The following is a 26,956-nucleotide window of genomic DNA, read 5'->3' as shown; positions in this document are numbered from 1 at the left end:
GGAGAACCATGGCAGAGAATGCAGCCGCACGCCAGACCAAAGTCCGCGCCTCAGAACTTGTCGGCCGAGGCTGGCTCAACACCGGCGACAAACAGCTTTCCCTCGAAAGCCTGCGCGGAAAAATCGTCATCCTCGACTTCTGGACCTTCTGCTGCATGAACTGCCTGCATGTGCTCGATGAGCTGCGCCCCCTCGAAGAAGAATTCGCAGACGTCCTCGTTACCGTCGGCGTGCACTCACCCAAGTTCGAACACGAAGCCGACCCGGTGGCGCTCGCCGCCGCCGTCGACCGCTACGACATCACCCACCCCGTGCTCGACGACCCCAACCTGGACACCTGGAACGCCTACACCGCCCGTGCCTGGCCTACCCTGGTCGTCGTTGACCCCGAAGGCTACATCGTCGCCCACCTCTCCGGTGAGGGCCACGTTAAGGGCCTCACCTCCCTGGTGCGCGAACTCGTTGAAGAGCACGAAGCCAAGGGTACCCTGCACCGCGGCGACGGCCCCTACGTGCCCCGCCCCAAGCCCCAGGGCACCTTTGCCTTCCCCGGCAAGGCGCTGGCCCTACCCGAAGACCTGGCCGGACGTCCCGGCACCTACCTGGTCACCGACACCGCCCGCCACCGCCTGGTGCAGGTCGAGGGTGACCTTGAAACCCCCCTGGCCAGCTTCGGCGGCCCCGAGAAGGGCTACGCGGACGGCGACGCCACCACCGCCCGCTTCAACGAACCCCAGGGCCTGGCCCTGGTACCTGCCGAACTGCGCGAGACCCTGGGTGCGGACGTCCTCATCGCCGACTCCGTCAACCACCGGGTACGCGGCCTGCGCCTAGCCGATGGAACCGTCACCACCCTGGCAGGCTCCGGCGCCCAGCGCCTGATTGATGGCGACACCGCCCGCACCGACCCCAACGTCATTGCAGAGGGTGCTGATCCCCGCTCTGTCGCCCTGTCGTCTCCCTGGGACCTGGTCTACTCCCGTGAGGCGTCCGCCTTCCTGATTGCTATGGCAGGCACCCACCAGATCTTCAGCTTCGACCCCGTAACCGGCCAGCTGGCTGTTTTCGCGGGTACCGGCGCTGAGGGGCTCAAGGACGGCGCGGCCGCCGACTCCTGGTTCGCCCAGTCCTCCGGCATTATCGAAGCCCGCGACGGCTCCATCTGGGTTGCCGACTCCGAAACCTCCGCCCTGCGCCACATCACCTTTGACAAGGGCGCAGCGACCGTTAGCTCCGCCGTGGGCATCGGCCTCTTCGACTTCGGCTTTGTCGATGGCCCCTGCGAGGACGCCCGCATGCAGCACTGCCTGGGACTCACCGAACTGCCCGACGGCTCCATCGCCATCGCCGACACCTACAACGGCGCTATCCGCCGCTTCGACCCGGCCACCGGCGCCCTCGGCACCCTAGACCGCGGCTTCGCTGAGCCCTCCGACCTGCTGGTCGAAGAGACCGAGGACGGCGGCGCCCGCCTCATCGTCGTGGAAGCCAACGCCCACCAGCTGGTGCGCGCGGCTATTCCCGAGGCCATGCAACACGTGGATGAGGGGGCCTCCCAGGTTACCCGTAAATCCACCCAGCTGACCGGTGGAACCCTGGACTTCACCGCCCGCTTCACCGCTCCCACCGGCCAGAAGCTCGATACCCGCTGGGGCGACCCCACCCAGCTTAAGATTTCATCCACCCCCGAGAACTTCATCCTCGAAGGTGCTGGAACCTCCCAGGGCCTGACCCGCCACCTGGTACTCAACCCCGAGATTACCGAAGCCGTCCTGCATATCACCGCTCGTGCCGCTGCCTGCGACGGTGAGCCCGGCGGGGAAATCCCCGACCACGCTGCCTGCCACCTCTACCAGCAGGACTGGGGCCTGCCCGTCATCGTCACCGGTGACGATGCAGACGAGGCCCACCTGGTGCTCGATTTGCGCGGGGTGAACTAGGCAAAAGTGACGTTTAGTCAGCGGGGGGTAAAGGTGAGAGTCTCCCCGCTGGCAGAGAGCGAACCAGCCAGGGTAAAAGGAACTGTCTCGGTGACCTGCTGGGTCTTGCCCGTATAGAGGTCAAGCTCGGTAAAGGAAATCTCTGCCTCACCGCTGCTCTTGCCCAGGGCCCACTTGCCCCCGGCCAAAGTCACCTCTGGCTGGGGGTACTTCGTGACAAGCCAGGTCACATCGCCGTCCACTCGACCTGAAAAGTCGTACTCAAAGGGACAGCCGGTGGGGTAGAGGGAGCTCTGCGCGGCACAGGTATCAAGATAGGTCTTAATCTGCTGCTGAACCGAGGTCACCGCAGTTTCAGAAGGGGTGAGGTCTACAGCAAGGGTGGACGGCTCACTACTGGGGGCCGTCACATCGACCGTCTGCGACCCAGCGGTATACAGTGCTGACTCATAGGTGACCGTATAAGAGCCGGGGTAGAGCACCGCAAACTCGCGGGAGCCACCCTCAACCGCCACCTTAGTGTTATTGAGGGTAGCTGCCTCTACCGAATTCGAGGTAATTTCCACGGTCGGCAGTTCACCGGCGTCAATCTGCCACTGGTCAAAAACTCCCCAGTGGGAGCCCACCTTATGCAGCTGGAAATCTGTGCTGCCTGCCTGCCCATCGAGGGTGTAGGTAACGGTCACGGTGGCCCGCTCCCCGCCGTCCGTCACAGTGACAGTTTCGGTCGAAAGATCTTTGAGACCGGCAAAGGAGGCCTGCAGTGCATCCCCATCGAGCATAGCGGCGCTGGCATCAGGAACCTGGGCACCCAAGATACCCAGGGCCTTAGAACCGTCGCCCTCCCGCGCCGCAGCGAAGTAGGCGCGCACCTGCCCCTGCGGCCCGTAGACCAGACGGTTAATGAGGGCTAAAGAAACAAGAGCGATAAAAAGCGCGGCAAGGACGCCCAACAACCACCAGGCTAAAACACGGTCTACTGAAGATCTAAAATGCACCCTTTAAATGTAGCTCACATGCGCTTACGCCCCGTTTGGGCGGTACTGCCGATAGAGTAGAGCCATGGCAGAACACGCTCACCAGGTACCCGATAAATACGGGGCCGTCACGAAGATCTTTCACCCCCGAATCAACTCCTACCACCGCCGCCTCATCGCGGGTGTACCCGCGGGTGTGCTGGCTTTAGCCTGCATCTGGTTCATGGTGGCCAAGCGCCCCACCCCGGTCTTTATGGTGCTTCTGGGCCTGATTACCCTGGGTGCCCTCTTTGCTATCTACTCCACCCTGCGCCCTCAGATTGTGGTTAAGACCGAAACCCACGTGCTGAGCGGACGCCTGTTCGGATGGCAGGCTGCCGAGCTCAGCTCGATTTCTCAGACAGTCTTCGCTGAGCGTCTCACCCCCCGCCAGGCAGCGGGCAAGGAGCTAACCGGCATGGCAGCTTTGCGCTACAAGGGGGTGCCTGCCCTCTGGGCCGTGAACGCCAAGGGCAAGCGTGTTTTCCGCCTTGACGGGCGTATCTGGGACGCCAAAACCCTGCGCTCCATCGCCACCGCAATTGCCCCCCAGACCACCGTCTACCAGGTTATCAACGTGACCCAGATGAACAAGCAGCACCCCGGCCTGGTGACCTTCAACGAGCTGCACCCCGGCTGGAAGTCCACCACCGTGGGCGTCATCTCCCTGCTCTTCCTGCTGGCCCTGGCTGTTGCCGCAGTGCTCCCAGAAGAGACCCTGCAGCAGTTCAATATCCTGTAGCCAGGCGCTCACAGGCTAAAGAAAGGCCCGGGGTTCCCCTGATATCAGGGGAACCCCGGGCCTTGGCCTATCTGCTGGGAACAGGCCCTAGAAACTACTGGCGGTCATCCGCGACGATTTCGTAGTCTGAGGTGAGCTGGCTGTCGTCCTCATCAGCATCTGCCTCTACATGGTTCTCGTAGTCAGCGTTAATCTCAGCAATGATGTCTTCGACGAAGCTCATGACCCTGCCACCACCGAAGACCGGCCCGCCTGCCAGAAGGCCGTCCGCACCGAGCGCGACAGCGCTGGGGGTGCCGTTGCCGAAAATGCGCTGGGTTTTAAAGCCGGGGTCAACAAAGGCCTGGATATCGCCGGTGAAACTGAAGCGGTCGATATCGGAGTCGTTTGATACGACCGGGTGAATGCCAAGCATGGGTAGCTGCTGCTGCCATTCGTCAATCTTGCCGATGACCTGGTGGCAGTGACCGCAACCGGGGGAGACGAAGAAAAGCACACGGGCCTGCTGCAGGGCCAGGTCACGCAGGCTGGTTTGTTCGCCTGAACCGGCAGGCAGGGAGCGGTCCTCGTGGGGGTAGTAGAGGGGTGCGAAGGGGACAGGGGTACGGACGTACTCGCCCTCCTCATCCACGGGCGATTCAAGGGCCGGTGCGGGCTTCTCTTCCTCGGCAGCAGGAACCAGCTCAGAGCGGTAAATCGCCCAGAGGGTCAGCGAGGCCAGGCCGGCACCAATCACCCAGAGCCAACCGTTGGCGTCGAGGGCCAGGAGCATGGTCAGGGCTGAACCGCCGGTGGCCAGGGCCCCGATGAGGGCGCCGCAGGCAGCCAACAGGAGGGCCGTGTTACGAACCAGGGTGTAGACCGAGACGGGGGCGGTAGAAGCCGACCCGAAACAGTTACAGCTGGCGGTATTACCCTGAACCACAGCCCGTGCGATAACGGCCCAGTAACCAATAAAGAGCAGCAGGGCGGCTATAGCCGCAAGAATCTGGATAATGCCGGGGGCAAAGAAAAGGACGGCCGCCAGGGCCAGCTCTGCCCAGGGCAAGACCCTGGCAATCGGCTTAACCGGCAGCCACTGATCTAGCTTGAGATTGACGATAGCGGTAACCGTGCTGGAAGGCTCTTTCGCCTTGGCGTAACCGCTCACAGCCAGCGTCACAATAATGGTGAGCGTGCATAGCACTAGGGGAGTCATAGTCTGCTTTCATGCGAGTGAGGGAAGATTCTTTGATTTTAAGAGTACGTCTCTTTCCCACAGAATAGAGGGTGGACTACGCCACGCTGTATATAGGGCATCAGCCTGGTGCTGTTGAAGTGCGGTATTTTTGAAGTGTGCTATTTTCTGATCAGGATATCCGCAAAGAAATTGATGCCGGGCGAATTGCCCTAGAGCCCTACGACCCGTCAATGATTCAGCCCGCCTCGGTTGACGTGCGCATTGACCGCTTTTTCAGGCTCTTCGACAACCACAAGTACCCCTACATCGACCCCTCCCAGGCCCAGGAAGACCTCACCCGCCTGGTAAAGGTGGCACCCGATGAGCCCTTCATCCTGCACCCTGGCGAATTCGTGCTGGGTGCAACCTACGAGAAGGTGACCCTGCCCGATAATATTGCTGCCCGACTTGAGGGCAAGTCCTCCCTGGGGCGTCTGGGCCTGCTCACCCACTCCACCGCCGGTTTTATCGACCCCGGCTTCTCGGGCCATGTGACCCTGGAGCTGTCGAATATGGCGACCCTGCCGATTATGCTCTGGCCGGGCTCTAAGGTCGGCCAGCTTTGCTTCTTCCAGCTCACCAGCGCAACCGAGCACCCCTACGGGTCAGGAGCCTACGGCAACCGCTACCAGGGCCAGCGCGGCCCCACCGCCTCGCGCAGCTACCTGAACTTCCATAAGACCCTCATCCCTACCGATACCCCGACCAGCTAAAGGAGCCCCATGCGCGGCCTGTTGCTTCACCCCGCAGACGTTCCGGTGCTGGTGGTCTTTGAGGACGCGTCGGACCGGCTCTGGGAGGACTCCCTGCGTGCCTGGGGGTCCCTAACCCCACAGATTATTGACCCCCTCACGGAGGCCCATGCGGAGGACGTCCGCCTGGTCGTGCTGACCCGGCGGTCAGCTGCCGACGTGGTAGCTGCCTACCCCAAGGGCCTTGAAACTACCACTATTGATAGCTCTGATGAGGGGCTTGCAGCCGAGCGCCTTACGGTGCACGTCACCATGCACCTGCTCAAAGCCCATGCGGGGAACAAGCACCTCTTGCACGCCGCTGTATTAGGCGACGCCGAGAGCGGGCAAGCCGTGGGCCTGGTGGCAGCTTCTGGCACCGGTAAAACTACCGCTGCCAGCGTGCTGGGGGCCTCTTTTGCCTACCTCAGTGACGAGACGGCCGTGGTCAACGTCGATGACCTGAGCATCATGCCCTACCCCAAGCCCCTTTCGGTGATTGAAGAGGAAAATGCGCCAAAGGTTCAGTACGACCCCGCTCAGCGGGGGCTCAAAGTCGCTGCGCCTGGCAGCACCTACACCCTCTCGCACCTGGTAATTCTTGACCGGGATAAGACCGGGCAGGCACCGGTGAGCTGGGAACGCCTGCCGCTCGATGACGCCCTCTTTACGATTGTTCTGCAGTCCTCTGGGGTGCAGCAGATGCCCCAGGGGCTAGGGGAACTAGCCCGACTTCTGAACCGGGTGGGCGGGGCTATCAAGCTGACCTACAGCGAGATTACTGAGACGCTCCCTTTCTTCCGTGACCTGCTTGCGGGGCGACTAGGTATTCCGCCGCTCACCCCAGATTTTGAATACCTGTGTGCCCCCGAGCCCGTAACGGGTGGGACAAGTGGCGACAAGCTCTACCAGCGGGCCCCCGGCACTGAGGGCTTGGCAATTGGGGATAGCTTCTTACTGACTACATCAGGAAGGCTCTCACGTATCTCTATCATCGGTTGGGATATTTGGTCTTTCTTAGAGACCCCCCAGCGTGCAGACGATATTTACGAGGCCATGATTGAGCTCTACGGGGACATCGCCCGCCTTGACTTTGACACGGCCCTGCGGGGCATGGTCGACGGGCAGATGCTCAAAGTTATCCGCCAACCTGATGCCCCTGAGGACGCCCCGCTCCCCGATACCCGAACCTAGGCCGGTCAGGGCTTACTTCCCTGCGGCCACCTGCGGGTCCTTAATGGGAATCATCAGGAGCAGGCCGGCCAGGAGCACGATGATGATGCCGACGATGCCCCAAATCTGGCTGCCCATGAGGGTGACGAAGATGCCGAAGAGGGCCGGGGCCAGGAAGCTGGCTGCGCGGCCGGTGGTGGAGTAGAGTCCGTAAATTTCACCTTCCTGGCCTTCTTCAACCAGGCGACCCAGGTAGGAGCGGGCCGCTGACTGAGCCGGGCCGACAAAGGCGCACAGGGCGAGGCCGCAGACCCAGAACATGGTGGTGGACGGCCAGACCAGCAGGGGGACGGCTACCGCGATGAGGGCTACCAGCGAGAAGATAATGACGCGTTTGGGGCCAAAACGGTCGTCGAAGAAACCGCCCAGCATGGCCCCTGCCCCTGCCACGATGTTGCCGAAGATGGCAAAGATAATCACCTGGTTGGTACTAAAGCCAAAGGAACCCGCCGCGAGGATGCCGCCGAAGGTAAAGATACCGTTGAGGCCGTCGCGGAAAACAGCGGACGACACCAGGAAGTAGAGGGTCGTGGGGGCCTGCCGGTAGAGCCTGACGACGGTGGCAAAAAGCTGTTTGTAGGAGGTGAGAATGCCGGTGCGGGGGGCGTCCGGACGCACCGCCTGCGGCAGGGAGCGCACCTTGAGAATCAGGGGCAGGGAGAAGACTAGAGCCCAGGCCGCCGAGAAGAGGGCCACGGCACGGATGTTGAGGGCGCCGTCCTCCGTAATACCTAGCAGGCCGGGGGAGATGAACCCCACGAGCACAAGGAGCAGGGCTACAATGCCGCCAAAGTAGCCAGCTGCCCAGCCGGTTCCGCTCATTTTGCCGATGGTATCTCGGGTAGAGATAGTGGGCAGGATAGCGTTGTAGTTGACCACGGCGAACTCATTGACCAGGTTGCCCAGGGCCAGCAGGGCCACACCCCAGATAAGGTAGTCGGGGGAGGGGGCTACGAAGAAGCACAGGGCCATCAGAAGCACCAGGAGCAGGCTGTTGACGGTCAGCCAGAGGCCGCGGCGGCCGGTCACATCGGCCCGCTGGCCCGAGAGTGGGGCAAGTAGGGCGATGAAGAAACCTGCGATGGTGAGACCGGCGGAGAGGACGGCCGAGGTGTGCTCGGTGCTGCCAAAGCTGGAGCTGGTGAGGTAGACCGTGAAGACGAAGGTCGTCATGATCGCGTTGAAGCTGGCGTTGCCCACATCCCACAGGGTCCAGGCGAAGAAGGTGGAGCGGGAGGCAGGGGCGGTAGCAGTGGCGCTGCCGGGTGCTGGTGTGGTCATGGCTATATGCTATCGGCCCGGTTGCTACTTGTGGCCTGTGAAACGGTTAAATGACGGTAAAAGTAAAGGCTGGCCCCGCTCTCCACTGAGCGGGGCCAGCCTTGCAGGCGGGACTACCGGCCGGGCTTAGACCTCAGCCTGGTTGCCTGATCCGGCCTTTGCTTCAATCTTGTGCTGGGCACGGGTGATGCTGACCTTGATGACGGTTCCGACCAGGCCGGTAATGAGGGACCAGAGGATGATGTCGCGCCAGCGCTCATCGTCGTCGGGGTTATTGGCGGGGGGCTCGTTGCCGGTGATCTTGGTCCAGGTTGCACCCAGGACCTTGTTGGCCAGGGCAACGCCGCCGAGTGAGGCAGCGGTTCCTGCGATCTTGATGAGGGGGTTCATGAGGTTCCCTTTCGGTAGCTGATGGAGGCTCTACAGAGAGCTACTGGCACTAACACTATCAGTACTGTGTAAATGTGGGCAGCTGGCAGCGGCTTCTGTCATAAAAGTTTGTATCTTTTCTTTGCCCGGCTGACCTGCCTATACTACAAAGGCGTTCAGAAGGAACGTCCGCCCACGGCGGAAACGACAGGGGAGCGCCCACACGGGGCGCTGAGAGTGCACATGCAGACCCTCGAACCTGATCCGGTTAGTACCGGCGCTAGGGAGTCGAACAGAACGGCTGGTTTTTTGCCTGCCGGTGCATGCCCCCTTTGCTGTACCACACCAAAGGAAGGCTTATGTCTAAGAAAGCTGCGCTGACATGGCGCGTTAACGATATCGTAGTAGCCTCTGTGCTGGCTGTTGCCTGCGCTGTGCTCTTCTGGGCCTGGAATAACGGCGGCTACAACATGGCCCAAACCGCCTTGGCTCTGGCCCCCGAGTACGCCTCGTTGGTGGGCGGCACCTGGCTGATTGCGGGCGTCCTTGGCGGCTATATCATCCGTAAGCCCGGCGCTGCTCTCTACACCGAGCTGCTGGCTGCGGTGATTTCTATGCTGCTGGGCAGTAGCTACTCTGTAGCGATTATTATCTCCGGCATTATCCAGGGCCTGGGCACCGAGCTGGTCTTCCTGCTCTTTGCCTACCGCGTCTGGAACCTGGGCACCGCCCTGCTAGCGGGTGCTTCTGCCGGTGCCTTTATGAGTATTTCTGAGCTCTTTATCTACTACGCGGGCGTCTTTGAGGGCTCCAAGGCTGTCACCTACGCGGTGTGCGGCGTTATCTCCGGCACCCTGCTGGCTGGTCTGGTGTCGTGGCTTCTCACCCGCGCCCTGGTGACGACCGGTGTGCTCGATTCTTTGGCCGCTGGCCGTGCCCGCCGCCGGGCTGGCACCTCACCCCGCTCCCAGGCCTAGACCAGGGGCAGGCGCGTGCACGTAGAGCAGGGGGCCCGCTTTGTGGCCCGTAATTTCGGCTGGCATCACCCCGGGCGGGCTACCCCTGCCTTTTCGGGGCTGAACTTTGAGATTGCCCCGGGGCAGAAGGTACTCCTGGTGGGCCCTTCTGGCGCGGGCAAATCGACTCTGCTGCACGCCATGGCGGGCCTGCTTGTTGACGAGGACGACCAAACCCAGCTAGGTGAGCTGACCGTCAACGGGCAGACTCCCACCGAGGCCCGCGGGGTCTGCGGGCTTATGCAGCAGGACCCCGAAAGCTCGGTGGTGCTGGCGCGGGTAGGCGATGACGTGGCCTTCGGACCCGAGAACCTGGGGGTGCCCCGCGAGGATATCTGGGACCGGGTGGCCTGGGCCCTGGAGGCCGTCGGTCTGGGCTCCCTGCCCCTTGACCGCTCTACGTCCGCTTTGTCTGGTGGTCAGAAACAGCGACTGGGGCTGGCCGGAATTTTGGCCATGCACCCCGGTGCCCTGCTGCTCGATGAACCCACCGCCAACCTCGACCCTGCCGGCGTGCTGGAGGTACGCGACGCCGTCCTTGCTGCCGCCGCAGCATCGGGAGCAACCCTGCTGGTGATTGAGCACCGGGTGGGAATCTGGGCTGAGCACGTAGACCGCATCCTGGTATTGGACGCCCAGGGCGGAATCAGCCATGATGGGCCCCCGCAGCAGGTACTTGACCAGGCCCGCGAGCAGCTCATTGCTGGTGGGGTCTGGGTGCCCGGCTACCTGCCCCACCCGCCTCGTCAGGAGCAGGGAGCGGACGCCCGCCCCGGGAACGCTCGTAAGAGCCTGCTCCTTGAGGCCCGCGACCTCAGCGTCACCCGCCAGTTGCCAACCCGCCGTCAGCGGAAGGAGCGCTCCCGCGCTATCGCCGCGGGGCAGGTGCCTACCCTCGATCTGCCCACCCTGGCTAGTGGAATCAACCTGACCCTTTCGTCCGGGGAGCACCTGGCTCTTTTGGGACCCAACGGTGCCGGGAAATCGACCCTGGCGCTGACCCTTGCCGGGCTAATCTACCCGGCTGCTGGGCAGGTCTACGCCCATGAGGCGCTCACCGCGGGCCTACCCGCCCGGCACCGTAGCTCCGATCCGGCTAGCTGGCCCGCTGCCGAGCTGGCCGACCGTATCGGTCTGGTCTTCCAGGAGCCGGAGCAACAGTTCCTCGCCCCCACCGTGCGCGCAGAACTAGAGTTTGGCCCCCGGCACCTAGCCCGGGTGCGCAAGGAGAAGATTGATGAAGACCGGCTGGCTGCCCGCACCGATGAGCTCCTTGCCCGCTTGCGTCTTACCGACCTGGCAGATGCCAACCCCTTTACCCTCTCGGGTGGTGAAAAACGACGGCTGTCGGTAGCTACAGCCCTGGCCACCGAACCGGCGGTCCTGGTGCTTGATGAACCTACCTTTGGGCAGGACGCCACTACCTGGGCCGAGCTCGTCACCCTTATCAAAGAACTGCTCGACCGGGGGCTGGCCGTTATTTCGGTAACCCACGATACAGACTATGTAGCTGCCCTCGGCGGTACGCGCCTGACCCTGCAGAAAGCGGAACCTACCCATGGCTCTTGACCTTTTCGCGCTAGGCCCTGCCCACCGTAGCCGCGCCGGAAAGCTCAACGCGGGCACCAAACTGCTGGCTACCTTCCTGCTATCGATAGGGCTGCTGCTCATCAAAGACTGGGGCACCGCCCTGGTGGTATTTGCCCTTGAACTGGCCCTGCTCAAAGCCTGGGGTGTGCAGCCGTTCGCCCTGCTGGCCCGTTTCTGGCCCCTGCTGATTGGCACCCTGCTCACCGGCTGGTCCACCTCGCTGATTGCCGATAAAACGGGGGAGACGGTGCTCCAGGTGGGGTTTATCTGGATTACCACCGACTCCCTTGCCATGGGTATCTCCCTGATGGTTCGTGGCCTGGCCCTGATTCTGCCCAGCCTCCTGCTCATCACCACCACTGACCCCACCCACCTGGGCGACTCCCTAGCGCAGACGGCTAAACTGCCGGCCCGCTTCGTCCTGGCCGCCCTGGCCGCCCTGCGCCTGCTGGGGCTCATGTTCAGTGAATGGCACACCCTGGGGCAGGCACGGCGGGCGCGGGGACTGGGGGCAAGCGACTCCCTGCTCCGCCGCGTCCGCACCCTGGCCGGGCAGACCTTCGCCCTGCTGGTGCAGGCTATCCGACGGGGCACCCGCCTGGCTGTCACCATGGAAGCTCGCGGTTTCGGTGCCGGGCCCCGCACCTGGGCCCGCGTTCCCGTCTACAGCAGGGACGATTCAACCTTCCTGCTGTGCTGTCTGGGAACGCTCATCATCGGCTACGTGACATCGGGCCTTGCTGGCACCCTCACCTGGGTGTGGCAGTAAAAATATGACCTAAAAAGTCCAAAAATCTTTGAGAAAGCCCCACCGACCGCGTTAGAGTGAAAGCGTGTACCCGGTCACCAGGCCCCACGCTGGATGACCTCGGGCCAACGACTCCGAGCCTCCGACCAGAGGGCTCGAAGAACGCTCGCATCGTACGCGGTGCTCGCATCAGGTGCTCCCGCCCCGCAGCCCCTAACGCCAGGTTGCCGCGGGAGCATCAGCGTTAAGGGTTAGGCTTGGAAGTATGACTACAACCGTTGTGATGCTAACCCAAGAAAACCCTACCGGTGAGCTGGTTGACGCCACCGCACCCCTCATCAACATCGAAGACCAGGGGCTGACCCGCGGCGACGGCGTCTTTGAAACCATGCTGGCCGCTAACCGCCGCGTCCGTAAATTTGAAGCCCACCTGACTCGCCTGGCCGGTTCTGCCCGCCTACTCGACCTGCCCTTGCCCGCTGAAGATAACCTGCGGGCTGCCGTGCAGCTGGCCGTCGACGCCGCTGCCCAGGGGCCCCAGACCGTGCTGGGTGAAGAGCACACCGTCAAAATCATCATCTCCCGCGGTACCGTTGAAGCCGGCCCCCACGCATGGGTGACCGTGGCTCCGTCCTCACCCACGATTCTGCGTCAGCGCGAGCAGGGGGTGCGGGCTATGCTCCTACCGCGCGGCCACGACCCCGCCGAAGATTCCGCCTACCCCTGGCTCCTGGCCGGAGCCAAGACCCTCTCCTACGCCATCAACATGTCGGTGCTGCGCTATGTGGGCAAACACGGTGCGGACGACGCCATCTGGGTGACCGACGACCGTCGCATTCTTGAGGGGGCAACCTCATCGGTAATCGTTGCCAAGACCGAGGAGCAGAAGAAGGTGCTCTACACCCCCGAACCGGCCCACGGCATTCTGCCTGGCACCACCCAGGGCGCTATCTTTGCGGGCGCTCGCGCCGCCGGATGGGAGCTCGGCTACGGGCCCCTCTACCCCCAGGACCTGCTGGAGGCGGACGCCGTGTGGCTGACGTCCTCGGTGCGCCTGCTGGCACCGGTCACCCACCTCAACGGAACCCCCGTGGCCACCGATAAGGAACTAACCGAAGAACTGCTGGGCTACCTGGCGCGCGGCTAGCGGTGGGAGCCGGACGCTAGGGCTTGGCCCGGTCGGTCGCGTAGTCGCTTTCTGCCTTAGGGGTTGTGACCAGGCTAAGGCAGGCCAGGGTAGCGAAGCCCAGCATGGCCAAGGCCATAGGCATGTAGGCCTGCGGCCCCGCCAGCGATACGAGCGGGGCAGCAAGGCCACCCATGAGGGACTGGACGGTGCCCATGAGGGCAGATGCTGACCCCGCGATGTGGCGGGCCTCGCCCATGGCCAGGGCAGAGGCGTTGCCAAACATCAGACCCACCGAGGTGGTGAAGGCAAAGAGCAGGGCCAGGGTGGGGATAAGGCTGGGTCCCAGGGCAAAGTGCAGGGTCAGCAGGGCCGAGATGGTTACGATAGCAAAAGCCCCGAAGGTCAGCACCGTGCGCTGGGCAACGCGGCCAATCAGCGAGGCGTTCAGGAAGGAAGCCAGCACCACGCCCATGGAGTTGAACCCAAAAGCGTAGGTAAAGTGCACCTCTGAGAGCCCCATGACATTCTGGAGCAAGTAGGGGGAGCCTGAAATATAGCTAAAGAGGGCGCCAAAGCCCAGTACCAGGGTCAGGCTGAATCCCCGGTAGCGGCGGTTGCGAGCGACCTCAATCATGCCCGTATAGACCGAGATCAGGCTGCCGGTGCGGCGGCGCTCTACCGGTAGGGACTCCTTGATGAAGAGCACCACCAGCAGCATAGAAAGAGCAACGAGAACCGCAATTACCCTAAAAATATCGCGCCAGGTGCCGAAGGAGAGCACTAGACCACCCAGAAGGGGCGCGATCACGGGAGCGAAACCGTTGATCATCATCATGACGCTCATGAGGCGGGCTGTCTGCAGACCGCTGGTGGAATCGGTGATAACAGCGCGGGAGAGCACCAGCCCAATGGACCCGGTAAAGCCCATGACAAAGCGGGCGGCAATCAGCAGCTCAATGGTGGGGGCAAAGGCGCAGGCCAGGGTCGCTAGGGCGCAGAGAACCACCCCAATGAGGAGGGGAAGGCGCCGACCGGTCTTATCGGAGAGGGGCCCCACAATAAACTGGCCCGCCCCCATGCCTGCTAGGAAGGCGGTGAGGGTCAGCTGGACGGTGGGGGCTGTTGTGCCCAGGTCGGACGCAATTGCGGGCAGAGCCGCCAGGTACATATCGATGGCCAGGGGCCCCACAGCGGTCAGAGAGGCAAGAGTGAAAATGGCTATCAGGGGAAGGCCTGGCCCGGTTTCTGGCGCGTGTGAATCTGCGGTATTCATGTCTCTCGTCTCTGCGGCTTATATGTGGTGATGAGGTGGCCTAGAAAGCCCCTTGTATTCTACGCCCGCCTCTTTCGTGTGTGACAGGGAAAATCATGTGACCTTGCAGTAATGAAAAAAGTGACTTACCGCTGAAAACATCAACGCGTGCTCTAGGATTAATTTCAGAGACTTTTTACTGCAAGAAAGATTGAGGGTTGATGGGGGAAAACACGGGCCGGTATCTGCTTTCTTTTAGTGCCGGGGCCTTGATGCTTAATGAGTCCTTGGCGGTGGCCAGGGTCTATTGCGATTTTCGCGATTGGGAAGCCACTCGGCAGTACGTGTTAGAGAATAATTCGATTCAGGCAGCGGCTGGGTCGAGTCTCAAAAGGTACACGGCTGAGGTTGTTGGCCGGCTGAAAGTGCTGACTGATGACCAGTTAGGGTTCCTTGCAGATGCCTCAGCGACTGACCAAAAGCTCGCTATCTGGGTTGCAATCTGCCGCCGCTATACCTTTATCGGGGAGTTTGCTGAGGACGTTGTCCGGCAGAAGTTCCTGCTTCACGATTATGCACTGACTTACGAAGACTACGACCGGTTTGTAGCCCAGAAAATATTTTGGCATGAGGAACTAGAAGAGCTGACGGAGCTAACCCAGAAGAAATTGCGGTCGGTCATTTTTAAGATGCTGGCGGGGGCTGATGTGGTCAATGACGCTGGACTGATCTCGATGGTTTTTCCGTCTGCTGAGCTGATTAGGCTGTTTGACGGAGCGGAGCCAGGGTCTACGGTCCGTTATTTACCTACGTTTGAAAGCGGTGCATAGCATGGCAACTGACCAGGAGCTGATAACTCTTTTGGGGAGTGAAAATTTTCTTAAGATGAGGGGGCTGAATAATGAGGTTCCTTTTTTCATTTACCCCTTTGATCCTGCAGACGCTCTGAACGCTGAAAAGTCCTTGTATCTTGTGAGTGGGCACCTGCGTCAAGACGGTATTGACCTCGTGACGATAAATCTCTTTGACCTGTGTCTTGAACTCTTGGAAGAAAGAGGTCTGCTGAATCCTGTGCTGAAAGCAGAACCTCGGCAGAAGACTAAGTCAAAGTTTGCTGCTGGTTTGCAGAGCATTCTGGATGTGGAGACGTTGATCGCCCCAAAGATAGCTGCGAAGTCGAGTGATCACAAGCTTGTGATTGTGCACGGTATTGGGGCTGTCTTCCCCTTTATCCGTACTCATGCTCTTCTGGAGGCCCTACAGATTCATATGCCGCCGGTACCTTTGGTGCTGTGGTTCCCTGGTCAGTACACCAAGAATGAGGCTCGTGGGTATGAGCTGAAGGTGTTGAATATAGCTGCTAGCGATAGTTATTACCGGGCTAAGAATATTGAGGAAATGGTAAGGGCAGGTCTGTAATGCAGATTAATAATCTTTTTGCGAAGGATATTCAGCGTTCTATTGAGGGTGTGATCAAGGCTGATGACGCGAAGCAGCTGGGTACTGAAGTTGAAGAGTACGTTTTAACGGCGGAAGCCGCACATGCTGTTGAGAACCTACTCGATAGCTATAACAACAACGACGGTAGCAACGGCGTGTGGATTTCTGGTTTCTTTGGGTCTGGTAAATCCCACCTGCTGAAGATGCTAGCGCACCTACTGGGTACTGTTCCACAGCATGAGTTTGATCGAGCTGTGGCTGTTGATGCTTTTTGTCAGAAAGCTCGTGAAGCTGATGAGTTAACCTTGGAGGGGGCTATTAGCCGTTCGGCTGGGATTCCGGCAACGAGTATTCTCTTCAATATTGACCAGAAGGCCAGTAACTCGGTGGAGAAGGGCGATGATGCCCTGCTGGCTGTTTTTGTGAGGGTATTTGACGAGGCCTGTGGGTATTTTGGGCGTATGCCCCATGTGGCCCAGTTTGAGAGGGACCTGGACGCGCGGGGGGAGCTTGGCCGGTTCAAGGATATTTATGCCGAAGTTGCAGGGTTGCCTTGGGATGAGGGGCGTAGCCATAGTTTCTTGGAGGAACACAATGCGGCTATTGCTTACGCCCGGTTGAAGGGAGCATCAGAAACTGATCCTGTTCAGATTCTGACCCAGTACAGCGATAACTACAGCGTTACTGTTGAAGATTTTGCCCAGAACGTCAAGGACTGGCTAGACCGCCGTGAGGATTCCCGCTACCGGATTAACTTCTTTGCTGATGAAGTGGGGCAGTTTATTGCCAATAATGTGAAGCTGATGTTGAAGCTCCAGACGGTTGCTGAGACCCTGATGACGGTCTGTGAGGGGCGTTCTTGGGTTTTTGTCACGTCGCAGGAGAGCATGGATGCGGTTCTGGGCGACCAGACGAAGCAGCAAACGAATGATTTCTCTAAGATTCAGGCCCGTTTTAAGGCCCGTTTGAAGCTTTCTAGCCAGGACGTTGAAGAGGTCATCAGTAAGCGTCTGCTGCGTAAGAACGACGAGGGTGCAGCTGAGGTGAGGGCCCTTTATGCCCAGCAGCATCAGAACCTGAAGACTTTGTTTGATTTTCATGATGGGTCACGGGCGTTTGGCTATTTCAAGGATGAGAGCCATTTTGTAGATATCTATCCCTTTGTGGGTTATCAGTTCCGTCTGTTCCAGAATGCCATTGAGGGGCTTTCCCAGCAGAATGCCTTTGAAGGCCGGTATTCGTCGGTGGGTGAGCGGTCTATGCTGGGGGTTGTTCAGGACGTTGCCCGGCAGATTGCTGAGGAGAAGGTCGGTACGACCGTTAGTTTTGACCGTATGTTTGAAGGGATTAAGAATTCCCTGCAGTCATTGATTGTGCGGCAGATTGTTGCTGCGGAAGTTGAGCTTGACTCTTTTGCTGCTCGGGTGCTTAAGGCCCTTTTCTTGGTTAAGTATGTTGATGAGTTTAAGGCTTCTGAGCATAACCTGGTGGTCCTTATGTACGAGGGCTTCAATTCTGATCTTTCGGCTGTGCAGGCCCGGGTAAAACATGCTTTGCAGGATTTGGAGCAGCGTAGTTTCATCCAGCGTAAGGGGGAGCTCTTCGAGTATCTGACCGATGCTGAGAAGGACATTGAGCAGAAGATTAAGAATGTTGAGCTGGATCCGGGCGAGGAGCTGAAGGAGTATCAGCAGAACATCGCGTCGATTCTGGCCGGTACAAAAATTCGTGATGCTGCCACGGGACGGGATTTTGCCTATACTCTCAAGATTGATAACACGTCTGCTGGCCGGGCACAGGATCTCAGCATTAACTTTTTGACCCCGCTCTATGAGTTCCATGAGAATCTTGATGCTCTGCGCGGGCACAGCATCGGTAAAAAAGAGCTGGTAGTGATGCTGAGGCCTGATGATTTGCTGGTACACGATATTCGTCTGTTTGTTCAGACCAATAAATATGTGAAACGCACCCAGGGTAGCTCACTCACTGAAGATGCAACCAGGGCCTTGAACATGAAGGTTCAGGTTAATCAGGTTCGGGGCCGGGAACTGAAGGGGCGGATTGAGAAAGCTATTCTTGAATCTGCTCTGTTCGATAATGGTTCTGAGCTGATGGATATTTCTGCTTCAACAGCTAAGGGCCGGGTAGAGCTTGCCTTCTCTCGTTTGGTAGGACGGGTGTACTCGCAGTTGGGTCAGTTGGGGAGCACCCGGGCGACTGAGGCAACGATTCGGTCCATCTTGAGTTCTGAAGAGACACTTGAAGGTATTGAGACCCAGCGTTCTATGGCGGTGGCCGCCGAGACAATGCTGGGGGCGATAACCCGTAAACAGAATGAGAGTCTCAATGTTGCCTGGTTGATTGGTCATTTTGAGGGTAGCCCTTATGGTTGGGATTCCCTTTCGTCCCGTGCTGTTCTTGCCCTTCTGGTGTCTGAGGGTAAGGTGACGGTGAGTAAGGATAGCCGCCCCCTGAAGCGAACCCAGGTGTCTGAAGCCCTGACGAAGGCTACAGGGTTTGATGTGCTGTGGTTGAAGGTGACTCGCCTGATTCCAGAGGAGCAGATTCGGTCTCTGCAGGATTTTTTGCATGATTTTGAGCCGCATGAGAGTCTGCCCGTCTTTGAAGGTGGTGAAGAGCTGGCAGCCTATGCCCTGACGCGAATTCAGGCGGTGGCAGCTGAAGTAGCCCAGTTGGAGAAAGAACCCTACCCCTTTACACCGCTGCTTCGCCCCCTGTTGGAGAGGTTGGAGGGGTTCAAGCAGTATGCCTCTCATCCGGTGGTTCTTTTTGAACAGGAGGAAGAGCTGGAAAGCCTTTTGGATGAGGTTGAAAGCGTGCTAGCTCCTGTGAGGAGCTTTATGAGGGGGCAGCAGCGGAAGGACTATGACCGGGCTACCCAGCTGTTGGAACGTGAGAAGGTGAATCTTGCGTCTGTTCCTGCTTCGGCTGTTGCCCCGCTGAGGTCTGCCTTGGCAGCGGAAAGGTGCTTTGATAGTCGTGTTATTCAGAAGATCCGCCAGCTGACGGGAGACCTGATTGAGAAGCTTGACCTGGCCAAGCAGGGCGCGAGGAGTCAGGTTCTAGAAGATTTGGGTCTTGGGCGGCAGGAACTTGAGAATCTGCCGGAGTGGTCGCAGGCTACCGAGGCCCTGCGGGAACGGGTTGACCAGGAGTTCCAAGGAATCCAACAGCGTATTGTGGAAGAAGCCTTTATCCCCCTGATTCAGTCAGCGGCCCAAGAATTTAGGCAGACCAGGATTCCTGCTCTGGCACAGGAGTTGCTGGTTGCTTCAGCAAAGACTGCTCCTGCTGACTCTGGAGAGATTCAGCCGTCTCTGGGGGAGGTTGAACCTAGCGAGCCTTCCCAGAACCTTCCTGAACAGGCCGCCCAACAGGTGGCGGCTCCGGTTCAGATTGGTCAGCTGGTGAAGCCTGAGGGTGCCCCCCAGGTCTTGCGTTCGCAGTCTGATGTTGATTCCTACCTGAGCCTTCTGAGGCAGGATCTTGAGCGGGCTGTGGCTGAGGGCCGCTACATCATGCTCTTCTAGCCCTACCCGTGAAGCGACGGGCGCTGACACTGACCGCGTGTTCAGCGCCCGCGTTTGTTTTAATGAGAAGTAAGTTTTGATTCAGAGTAAAGGTGTATGTGTGGATACTTCAGTGTTGAAGAATTTTGCGGCTGAGACCCGTCGGGAGCTAGCTCAGGGGGTGGCTGCCCGACTTGATGCTGTGCTCATGCGGGGGTCGAATGAGCGTCTGGATTTCCCTGTTCTGGTGGGGAAGCTAGAGCAGGCGATTGCTGAGTCGTCGCGTGAGGCTGTGATTGAGCGGGTGACCTACCTGTGGTTTAACCGCCTGGTGGCGATGCGGTTTATGGACGCTAGGGGCTATTCTCCGGTGGGGGTGGTGTCACCGGCTGAGGGAGCTAATCCTATGCAGGCTCCTCCCCAGGTGGTTTCGGATGCCTTTGCCGGCATGATTGATGAAAACATCGTGAAGTCTTTTGGAGTGGCTGGAAAGATCCGGGATATTGTGAACGGGGTAGCTCGTTCTCAGGATCCTTATTCTGATGTTTTCGCCCTGCTGGTGGATGAGTACGCTCAGCATTTTCAGACCTGGGTTCCGGCGATGTTCCCGGAGGCTGATGACGTGAGTAATTTGCTTCTTCCGGCTAACCTGCTTGCTGCTCATTCTGTGGTGCGTAAGATTGCCCAGACCATGACGGTGGAGATGTGCCAGGACGTTGAGGTGATTGGCTGGCTGTACCAGTTCTATATTGCTGAGCGTAAGGACGAGGTCTTCGACGGCTTTAAGAAGGGGAAGAAGGCGGGGGCTGCTGAGATTCCTGCGGCGACCCAGCTGTTTACGCCGAACTGGATTGTGCGCTATCTGGTGCAGAATACGGTGGGGCGTACCTGGCTGTTGAATAACCCGGGTTCTGCCCTGCGGGGGCAGATGGAGTATTTTGTGGAGCCGGTGGGCGGCTTGGATTCTGTTCAGGATTTTGTGCGGATTAGTTCGCCGGAGGAGCTAACGGTTCTGGACCCGGCGGTGGGTTCTGGTCATATGCTGACCTATGCTTTTGATCTGCTCTATGAGATGTATTGTGAGGCTGGGTATGCTGAGGCTGAGATTCCGGGTTTGATTTTGGCTAAGAACCTGGTGGGTGTGGAGTTGGATGAGCGGGCGGGTGCTTTGGCTGCGTTTGCTTTGACGATGAAGGCTCGTGAGCGTTACCGCCGTTTCTTGCGTCCGAACCGGGTGGTGGCCCCGCAGATTTGTGTGCTGCAGAAGGTGTCTTTTACGGGTGAGGAGTTGAGGAGCCTGGGGGAGGGCTTTGATTTCGCTGCTGACCATGCGGTGGATAGTGGGCTGGTCCAGGTGGATGCTGATGTTTTTGCTGGGTTCTGGAACCAGTTTGAGAGCGCTGATGTGTTTGGCTCTTTGATTCGTCCGGATGCTGCTGTTCTGCAGGTGATGCGTGAGCATGTTGAGGCGTTTGTGGGGGAGGCGGACGCTGAGCCCGGGCTTTTGCTGGATGAGTTGGCTGAGCTGAGGGAGAAGGCACGTCTGGTGCTGCGCCAGGCTGAGCTGCTTTCGTCGACTTACGTAGCTGTGGTGGCTAACCCGCCCTATATGGGTTCCAAGAACATGTCGCCGATGATGACGGCTTGGTTGAAGGAAAACTACCCTGATACGGCGGCTGATTTGATGACTGCTTTTATGGAGCGGGCAGAAACTCTTGGCGAAAAATCTGCCTATTGGGGCATGATTGATCTACCTTCATGGATGTTCTTGAGTTCCTTCAAGAACTACCGTGCCCATCTGCTGAAAGACCTACGGGTGACCACTCTTGCACATTTGGGTCGGGGAATTTTCGGTTCTGACTTTGGCTCGGTTGCTTTCATTGTTCAAAACTCTGAGCCCTCTGAGGGTACTACCGGAATTTACCGTAAGCTCTATGACCAGCATGTTGAGGTGCGCTCGGTTGAGGTAATTCGCCAGAGGTTTTTTGCCGAGGCAGAAACTCAGTTCGTTGTGAAGCAGGTAGACCTTTTGAAGGTGCCGGACCAGGCGCTTTCCTATTGGCTACCTGGAACTATTCTTGAGAATTTTCAAAATAGCCCAGCAATTTCTTCGATTGCTGACGCAAAGCAAGGGATAATTACAGGAAATAATGAACGGTTTATTCGGTATTGGTACGAGGTTAATAATTCAAAAATAAAAAGAGATTCGTTAGATAGGGAAGACGCTTGCGTGAGCGGTGCTAAATGGTTCCCCCACCCAAAGGGTGGCAATTATAATAAATGGTCCGGAAATAATGATCTCGTAGTTAATTGGGAAAATGACGGTTTTGAAATAATTAACTTTAAGGATAAGGTAACTGGTAAACGTAAATCCAGGCCGCAAAATCTTGATTTTATTTTTAGAGAGGGTATAACCTGGGGTACTTTATCAAGCAGCTCCCCATCATTTAGGTATAGTCCTGCTGGTGCAATTGCAAATGCTAAAGGTTCGATACTTTTCCCAAGGGATAGTGAAAATACACTAGGTCTGCTTGGGTTTTTGAACTCATCTACGGCAAGCTATATTCTGGCATCTATTGCTCCAACTGTTGATTTCACTGAGGGGTCTATCTCTAAATTGCCTACATGTACAGAGGTTATCTCGAGCGGGCTTATAAAAGAATTGGTATCAGAATGTATAGAGATTTCTGACAAAGATTTGGCTAATATTGAATCTTCCCATACGTTTTCTGTCAATCCAATCGTTTCCCTGAGGGGGGGAACTATAGAGGGCTCGGTTGATAGGTTGAGAAAATATAACAGTGCCCAGATTGGGAAACTTAAGGAAAATGAGCAGGAGATAAATAAAATTGTTTCACGGTATTACTTTGGTGACCCTGAAGAAATTGATAATTCTGTAAGCAATAAATCAATCACGCTCAATTTCAATAGTGAATATTATTATGGTGATGGAAGCTCGACTAGGATGGTGAAAGACCTCATCTCCTACTTCGTCGGCGTCCTCTTCGGTCGCTACTCCCTCGACACCCCCGGCCTCATCATCGCTAACCAGGGCGAAACCCTGGCCGACTACCTGGCTAAGGCTGGCACCGACGCGCCCACCTTCATCCCCGACGAAGACAACGTCATCCCCGTCCTCGCCGACGACCGCTTCGACGACGACATCGTCGCCAAATTCCGGGCCTTCCTCAAAAAAGCCTTCGGCGAAGAAAACCTCGAGATCAACCTCACCTACATCGAAGCGACCCTCGGCAAGAGCGTGCGCAAATACTTCACCGACGACTTCTACAAGGACCACCTCAAGCGCTATTCCAAGCGGCCCATCTACTGGATGTTCTCATCCACCGGTAATGGCAAGGGCAGCTTCAAAGCCCTGGTCTACATGCACCGCTACACCCCGGCCACCGTCAGCACCGTCCTTAACGACTACCTCCGCCCCTACATGGACAAACTCACCGCCAACCGGGAACACCTCCAATACACCATCGCCCACGGCCAAGGCCGCGAAGCAACCCGGGCCCAAAAAGAGGACGACGCCCTTGCCAAAACCCTCAAAGAGCTCACCGACTACCAAGACAGCGTGCTCTACCCCCTAGCCGTCAAAAACATCCACATCGACCTGGATAACGGCGTCGCCCACAACTACTCCCTACTCGGCAAGGCCCTCCACTCCATCTAGAAAGGCCAAGACCCCGTGTTCGATGAGCTGACCACCGACAACACCGGCAAACTCACCCGCCCCGAAGGCAAAACGCTGGAATACAAGCGGGACCTCACCCACCCCGCCGGGCCCCTGCGCACCCTCGTGGCCTTCGCCAACTCCGCCGGTGGCCAGCTCATCGTAGGAATCAACGACGACCGCACCGTCAGCGGCTTGGATGACCCCCTCGCCGAAGAAGAACGGCTCACCTCCCTCATCAACGACACCATCACCCCGCAACTCCTGCCCAACATCATGGCAGCCACCGTAGCCGGGAAAACCGTGCTCATCGTCGATGTACCTGCCACCCGAAAACCCCACTACATACGCGCAGAAGGCCTCGACCACGGCGTATACGTCCGCTTAGGAAGCTCAACCCGCCGGGCAGACACCGCCATGGTCGCAGAACTAGAGCGGCTAGCCCGGGGGAGCTTCTTCGAAGACGAGCCCTGCCCTGCTGCCTCCATCGACGAGCTAGACCTAGAGACCCTCTCCCAGCTACGGAACACGCCAACCAGCCGGGAACACCTCACCCACCTAGGACTAGCCGTCGCCTATCTCGGCACCCTGGTCCCCACTAACGCCGGAATCCTGGCAGCCCACCCCCACCCCGACTCCTACCTCCCCACCGCCTACGTGCAACTAGCCCGCTTTCGCGGTACCGACCGGCTCCACATCAGCGACCACACCGATGTTCACACCAACATCCCAGCCGCTGTGGAACCCATCATGGACTTTATCCTTAAGCACGCCTACCGCAGGGCAATCTTCGGGGGAGTGAAACGTCAGGACGTCTACTCCGTGCCGGTCACAGCCCTCCGAGAACTCGTTGTCAACGCCCTAGCCCACGCCAACTACGGCGAAAGAGGCACCCCGATTCGCCTCGCCTTCTACGACGACCGGATCGAAATTGAGAACCCCGGCACCCTCATGCCGGGCATGACCATAGAGAGCATGCGCTACGTCTCCAAGCTCCGCAACCCCTCCCTGGCCAAAATTTTCAGAGAAGCCAACCTCATGGAACAGTGGGGTACAGGTTTAAAGCGAGCTTTCGCAGATATCGCAGAGGCCGGTTTACCCGAACCCCGTATCGAAGAGATTGTGGACAGGGTACGGGTCACCGTATACATCGAAGACCACTCCTCAACGCCCAGCACCTCAAGCGCATATGATGAACCGGATACCGCATATGATGAGCTTGAAACCGCATATGATGAACCGGATACCGCATATGATGAACCGGATACCGCATATGAGGGGCTCAAGCTTTCGGCAAACCACCTGACGCTCCTGAGATACCTGGCTGGGGGTAGCAAGACAAGACAAGAAATTCAGATGAGGCTCGGTATCAAATCAACCAGCCACCTGAGCAGCAGCTACCTTACCCCCCTGCTGAATGCCCACTTGATCGAGCGCACCCTCCCCGACAAACCTCAGAGTAAGAACCAGCAATACAGGCTCAGCTTTACCGGCCGGCAACTACTAAAAACAGGAAAATAAAAATGTCAGAAATTACACAGGCCATTAGCCGTAAACTTGACCAGCAGGGCATTGTAATCTGGCACGATCCTGACCAGGACTTCCTCGAAGACTTCAACCAGCTAGAACTACCGGATAACACCCAAAAACTGCACGTTGATAACAACGAATTCGGTATCAAACACACAGTGTTCACAGCCCCCGAAGGCCAGAAATTTCTCCTCTACCGCCCCGGGCCCGCCACCCAAGATACCGACAACTGGCTTCTCGACCTTGAGCTAGCCTACGGCACCTTCACCGCAGACCGGGCTTCCCTAGCCCTCAACGCAGCCGATATCAGATCCCCGCTCGCAGCCAGCCTCGCTGCCCACCACCCCGCTTTCTTCAGTGACAGTGCCCTGCTGGACCAACTCAAGACCCGCCTCACCGACCAAGAAGACGAAGCAACCTTTAAAGCAAAAATGACAGCCTGTATTCTGGGTTTGCCCGAAGACCAGCACTCCATGCAGGCAGTCCTCTCCGCCCTCCTGATGAGCTACGCTGATGGCAACCCAGAACCTGAAGACGTGCTCGCCCCATACGACCTCAAAGAATTCTTCTGGCAGGGAGCACGGGCAATCTACGCTTACCCAGAGGAAGCAACCGAAAACTTCGGCGCCTTCCTCATCTGGGCCTACCGCGATGAGGTGCTCAACAGCACCGCTCCCGAATACCGCAATATCCGAACAGACTACAAGGCCTTCCGCGACAGCTACCACACCCGCCAGAACGCTCTCACCATCGCCCGTATCGTTGCAGAGAACACCAACTATCGCCAAGCCCATCAGGACGATGCTCTGGACGACCTACTAGTCAGCACCCTCTTCGAGGAAACTGAACAGCTCATCCTCCTACACCTCGCTCAAGCTGTTTTCAACTCCCGCTACTCAGCGCAAGAAATCAGCGACATGGTGACCCAGCGCGAGCAAAACTCAGTGCTCTGGTACACGAAATACGAAAACTCCTACCGGGCCCTCCGCGCCGGGGCACAATTCCTCGAAACAATCAAGCGGTTCGAGCTGGGAAGCGGCAACCTCAGCGAAACCTTTCAAACCTACGTCACTACCTGGTACACCATCGACCAGCTCTACCGTACCTACCACCTGGCCCAGAAACGGAGCAACCAGGACCACGGAAACTCAATGTTCAAGGCCCTGACCCAGCAGATTAACCAGGCCTACACCAACAACTACCTCCTGCCCCTGGGAAACCGGTGGTCTGAACTCATCGACTCAACCCCCAAATGGAGGCAAACTTTCCCCACCAGCAACCTGCAAGAAAACTTCTATACCGAGCACGTCCAACGCGAAACCGAAAAAGCCCGCACCTGCGTCATCATCTCAGACGGCCTTCGATTCGAAGTAGCCCAAGAACTAGAACGAAAACTAGCCCACAATAAAAAATACGACACAACAATCAGCGCCATGCTCGGAGTTCTACCCAGCTACACCCAGCTAGGAATGGCCTCCCTGCTTCCACCTGCCCCGCTGACAATCAACCCTTCTAGCTCCACCGTTTCGGCGGGCGGCATCTTAACCAGCGGCACAGAAAACCGTGACAAAATCCTGCGGCACAATGAGGGTCTTGCTGTGCAGTATCAGAACATCGTCTCCCTGAGCCAAACTGAAATCCAGGAAAAATTCAAAGACCACAAATTTATCTACATCTACCACAACACCATCGACAATATCGGAGATAAACGAGCAACCGAGAACGAAACCTTCACCGCAGCAGAACAAGCAAAGAAGGAGATCAAGGCCCTCATCAAAAAGCTCCACCGGTCTGTGACCCGCATCCTCATCACAGCCGACCACGGCTTTATCTACCAAGACGAAGAAGACAACCAGGTAAGCTACCTCAGCGAAAAAGCCCACGGCGACTCACTGAGCTTTGTAGACCGTCGTTTTGTTCTGGGCACAGGTCTGAGCCGCAGCGACTCCTTCCACCACTTCACCTCAGAAGAATTAGGCCTGACCGGTGATACAGAGATTCTCATCCCCCGATCCATTCAACGGTTGAAAAAGCAGGGCTCTGGCTTCAAATACGTTCATGGCGGAGCCTCCCTCCAAGAACTGACAGTGCCTGTGATTAATGTCCGCGTCACCAAGAAGAAGAACACCGCCCAGACCGTCAGGGTAGGCTTCGCAGAGGTGCCCCAACGAATGACCACCAACCTGCTCACCATCAAACTCCTCCAACAAGAACCTATAGGAGAGCTTAAACCCCTCAAACTCAGAGCAGGAATCTACCACGCTGACAAGCTCATCTCAGACCAACCTGAAGCAACCTTTCACTTCACCTCTGAAATGCCCAGTGATAGACAAATCAAACTCACCCTGGAACTAACCCGCGCAGCTGACGGCCTCCCTGCAGGACCCGCAGACATCAGGCTAGAGAGCTACAACACTACTACCGATACCTGGCAGCACTACGACAAAACAAGTATCGAGATAAAACGCGGCAACACCGAGATCGACGACTTCTTCAACTAGGCCACAGCAA

General features: G+C 58.2%; 19 protein-coding genes and 1 riboswitch. Of the genes, 14 read left to right on the top strand and 5 right to left on the bottom strand.

Annotation, left to right across the window (positions count from 1 at the left end; all coding sequences use genetic code 11):
- Positions 1-8: 8 nt before the first annotated feature.
- On the top strand, positions 9-1,940 hold the full coding sequence (locus L6762_RS10510; protein ID WP_237187190.1) for an NHL domain-containing thioredoxin family protein: 1,932 nt from the start codon (positions 9-11) through the stop codon (positions 1,938-1,940).
- 17 nt (positions 1,941-1,957) lie between these two features.
- On the opposite strand, the gene L6762_RS10505 is transcribed toward L6762_RS10510, so the two are convergent.
- A complete protein-coding gene (locus tag L6762_RS10505; RefSeq protein WP_237187189.1) occupies positions 1,958-2,893 on the bottom strand; it encodes a hypothetical protein in 936 nt (311 codons plus the stop codon).
- A gap of 109 nt (positions 2,894-3,002) precedes the next feature.
- Between L6762_RS10505 and L6762_RS10500 the strand changes: the two genes are divergently transcribed.
- On the top strand, positions 3,003-3,698 hold the full coding sequence (locus L6762_RS10500) for a hypothetical protein (RefSeq protein WP_237187188.1): 696 nt from the start codon (positions 3,003-3,005) through the stop codon (positions 3,696-3,698).
- A 94-nt stretch (positions 3,699-3,792) separates the two neighbouring features.
- Here the strand turns inward: L6762_RS10500 and L6762_RS10495 are convergent, their stop codons facing one another.
- A complete protein-coding gene (locus tag L6762_RS10495; protein WP_237187187.1) occupies positions 3,793-4,896 on the bottom strand; it encodes a MauE/DoxX family redox-associated membrane protein in 1,104 nt (367 codons plus the stop codon).
- Positions 4,897-5,033: 137 nt separating this feature from the next.
- On the opposite strand from L6762_RS10495, the gene dcd reads away from it, so the two are divergent.
- Both dcd and L6762_RS10485 read left to right on the top strand, forming a co-directional pair.
- Positions 5,034-5,630: a dCTP deaminase gene (dcd, locus tag L6762_RS10490; RefSeq protein WP_237187186.1), complete on the top strand. Its 597-nt coding sequence runs from the start codon at positions 5,034-5,036 to the stop codon at positions 5,628-5,630.
- 9 nt (positions 5,631-5,639) lie between these two features.
- Positions 5,640-6,842 (top strand): hypothetical protein, encoded by a 1,203-nt coding sequence (locus L6762_RS10485; protein WP_237187185.1) that lies wholly within the window; start codon positions 5,640-5,642, stop codon positions 6,840-6,842.
- Positions 6,843-6,854: 12 nt separating this feature from the next.
- On the opposite strand, the gene L6762_RS10480 is transcribed toward L6762_RS10485, so the two are convergent.
- Positions 6,855-8,162, bottom strand: coding sequence for an MFS transporter (locus L6762_RS10480; protein WP_237187184.1), 1,308 nt, complete (start codon positions 8,160-8,162; stop codon positions 6,855-6,857).
- A 126-nt stretch (positions 8,163-8,288) separates the two neighbouring features.
- Positions 8,289-8,552, bottom strand: coding sequence for a DUF4235 domain-containing protein (locus L6762_RS10475; protein WP_185173499.1), 264 nt, complete (start codon positions 8,550-8,552; stop codon positions 8,289-8,291).
- A gap of 178 nt (positions 8,553-8,730) precedes the next feature.
- A riboswitch (TPP riboswitch) is annotated at positions 8,731-8,835 on the top strand.
- A gap of 55 nt (positions 8,836-8,890) precedes the next feature.
- Between L6762_RS10475 and L6762_RS10470 the strand changes: the two genes are divergently transcribed.
- The 4 genes from L6762_RS10470 (at position 8,891) to L6762_RS10455 (ending at position 13,032) form a co-directional block, all read left to right on the top strand.
- On the top strand, positions 8,891-9,508 hold the full coding sequence (locus L6762_RS10470) for an ECF transporter S component (protein WP_237187183.1): 618 nt from the start codon (positions 8,891-8,893) through the stop codon (positions 9,506-9,508).
- 15 nt (positions 9,509-9,523) lie between these two features.
- Positions 9,524-11,116, top strand: coding sequence for an ABC transporter ATP-binding protein (locus L6762_RS10465; protein WP_237187182.1), 1,593 nt, complete (start codon positions 9,524-9,526; stop codon positions 11,114-11,116).
- On the top strand, positions 11,106-11,906 hold the full coding sequence (locus tag L6762_RS10460; protein ID WP_237187181.1) for an energy-coupling factor transporter transmembrane component T family protein: 801 nt from the start codon (positions 11,106-11,108) through the stop codon (positions 11,904-11,906). The genes L6762_RS10465 and L6762_RS10460 overlap by 11 nt, the downstream gene beginning before the upstream one ends.
- A gap of 244 nt (positions 11,907-12,150) precedes the next feature.
- Positions 12,151-13,032 carry an aminotransferase class IV gene (locus tag L6762_RS10455; protein WP_237187180.1) on the top strand — a complete coding sequence of 294 codons (882 nt, stop codon included), beginning with the start codon at positions 12,151-12,153 and terminating at the stop codon, positions 13,030-13,032.
- A 16-nt stretch (positions 13,033-13,048) separates the two neighbouring features.
- Here the strand turns inward: L6762_RS10455 and L6762_RS10450 are convergent, their stop codons facing one another.
- A complete protein-coding gene (locus L6762_RS10450; protein WP_237187179.1) occupies positions 13,049-14,287 on the bottom strand; it encodes a multidrug effflux MFS transporter in 1,239 nt (412 codons plus the stop codon).
- A gap of 200 nt (positions 14,288-14,487) precedes the next feature.
- On the opposite strand from L6762_RS10450, the gene L6762_RS10445 reads away from it, so the two are divergent.
- From L6762_RS10445 to pglZ, 6 genes are all read left to right on the top strand, one after another.
- Positions 14,488-15,096, top strand: a complete 609-nt coding sequence (locus L6762_RS10445; protein ID WP_237187178.1) for a DUF1819 family protein — start codon at positions 14,488-14,490, stop codon at positions 15,094-15,096.
- A gap of 1 nt (position 15,097) precedes the next feature.
- Positions 15,098-15,685 (top strand): BREX protein BrxB domain-containing protein, encoded by a 588-nt coding sequence (locus L6762_RS10440; RefSeq protein WP_237187177.1) that lies wholly within the window; start codon positions 15,098-15,100, stop codon positions 15,683-15,685.
- A complete protein-coding gene (gene brxC, locus L6762_RS10435; RefSeq protein ID WP_237187176.1) occupies positions 15,685-19,257 on the top strand; it encodes a BREX system P-loop protein BrxC in 3,573 nt (1,190 codons plus the stop codon). Before L6762_RS10440 ends, brxC begins: the two co-directional genes overlap by 1 nt.
- Positions 19,258-19,357: 100 nt before the next feature.
- On the top strand, positions 19,358-22,915 hold the full coding sequence (gene pglX / locus L6762_RS10430; RefSeq protein WP_237187175.1) for a BREX-1 system adenine-specific DNA-methyltransferase PglX: 3,558 nt from the start codon (positions 19,358-19,360) through the stop codon (positions 22,913-22,915).
- 15 nt (positions 22,916-22,930) lie between these two features.
- The gene (locus tag L6762_RS10425) at positions 22,931-24,436 is read left to right on the top strand and encodes an ATP-binding protein (RefSeq protein WP_237187174.1); all 1,506 of its coding nucleotides are present in this window, start codon (positions 22,931-22,933) and stop codon (positions 24,434-24,436) included.
- Between the two features lie 2 nt (positions 24,437-24,438).
- Complete coding sequence (gene pglZ / locus L6762_RS10420; RefSeq protein WP_237187173.1) at positions 24,439-26,946, top strand: BREX-1 system phosphatase PglZ type A; 2,508 nt, start codon at positions 24,439-24,441, stop codon at positions 26,944-26,946.
- Positions 26,947-26,956 lie beyond the last annotated feature (10 nt).

Source organism: Rothia nasimurium, from assembly GCF_928381705.1.
Taxonomy (GTDB): domain Bacteria; phylum Actinomycetota; class Actinomycetes; order Actinomycetales; family Micrococcaceae; genus Rothia; species Rothia nasimurium_G.
This window is presented reverse-complemented; position numbering and strand designations above follow the sequence as displayed.

Coding starts and splice junctions, on each gene's coding strand:
- L6762_RS10510 (WP_237187190.1), top strand. CDS start 9: ATGGCAGAGAATGCAGCCGCACGCCAGACCAAAGTCCGCGCCTCAGAA.
- L6762_RS10500 (WP_237187188.1), top strand. CDS start 3,003: ATGGCAGAACACGCTCACCAGGTACCCGATAAATACGGGGCCGTCACG.
- L6762_RS10495 (WP_237187187.1), bottom strand. CDS start 4,896: ATGACTCCCCTAGTGCTATGCACGCTCACCATTATTGTGACGCTGGCT.
- L6762_RS10485 (WP_237187185.1), top strand. CDS start 5,640: ATGCGCGGCCTGTTGCTTCACCCCGCAGACGTTCCGGTGCTGGTGGTC.
- L6762_RS10480 (WP_237187184.1), bottom strand. CDS start 8,162: ATGACCACACCAGCACCCGGCAGCGCCACTGCTACCGCCCCTGCCTCC.
- L6762_RS10475 (WP_185173499.1), bottom strand. CDS start 8,552: ATGAACCCCCTCATCAAGATCGCAGGAACCGCTGCCTCACTCGGCGGC.
- L6762_RS10470 (WP_237187183.1), top strand. CDS start 8,891: ATGTCTAAGAAAGCTGCGCTGACATGGCGCGTTAACGATATCGTAGTA.
- L6762_RS10460 (WP_237187181.1), top strand. CDS start 11,106: ATGGCTCTTGACCTTTTCGCGCTAGGCCCTGCCCACCGTAGCCGCGCC.
- L6762_RS10455 (WP_237187180.1), top strand. CDS start 12,151: ATGACTACAACCGTTGTGATGCTAACCCAAGAAAACCCTACCGGTGAG.
- L6762_RS10450 (WP_237187179.1), bottom strand. CDS start 14,287: ATGAATACCGCAGATTCACACGCGCCAGAAACCGGGCCAGGCCTTCCC.
- L6762_RS10445 (WP_237187178.1), top strand. CDS start 14,488: ATGGGGGAAAACACGGGCCGGTATCTGCTTTCTTTTAGTGCCGGGGCC.
- L6762_RS10440 (WP_237187177.1), top strand. CDS start 15,098: ATGGCAACTGACCAGGAGCTGATAACTCTTTTGGGGAGTGAAAATTTT.
- brxC (WP_237187176.1), top strand. CDS start 15,685: ATGCAGATTAATAATCTTTTTGCGAAGGATATTCAGCGTTCTATTGAG.
- pglZ (WP_237187173.1), top strand. CDS start 24,439: ATGTCAGAAATTACACAGGCCATTAGCCGTAAACTTGACCAGCAGGGC.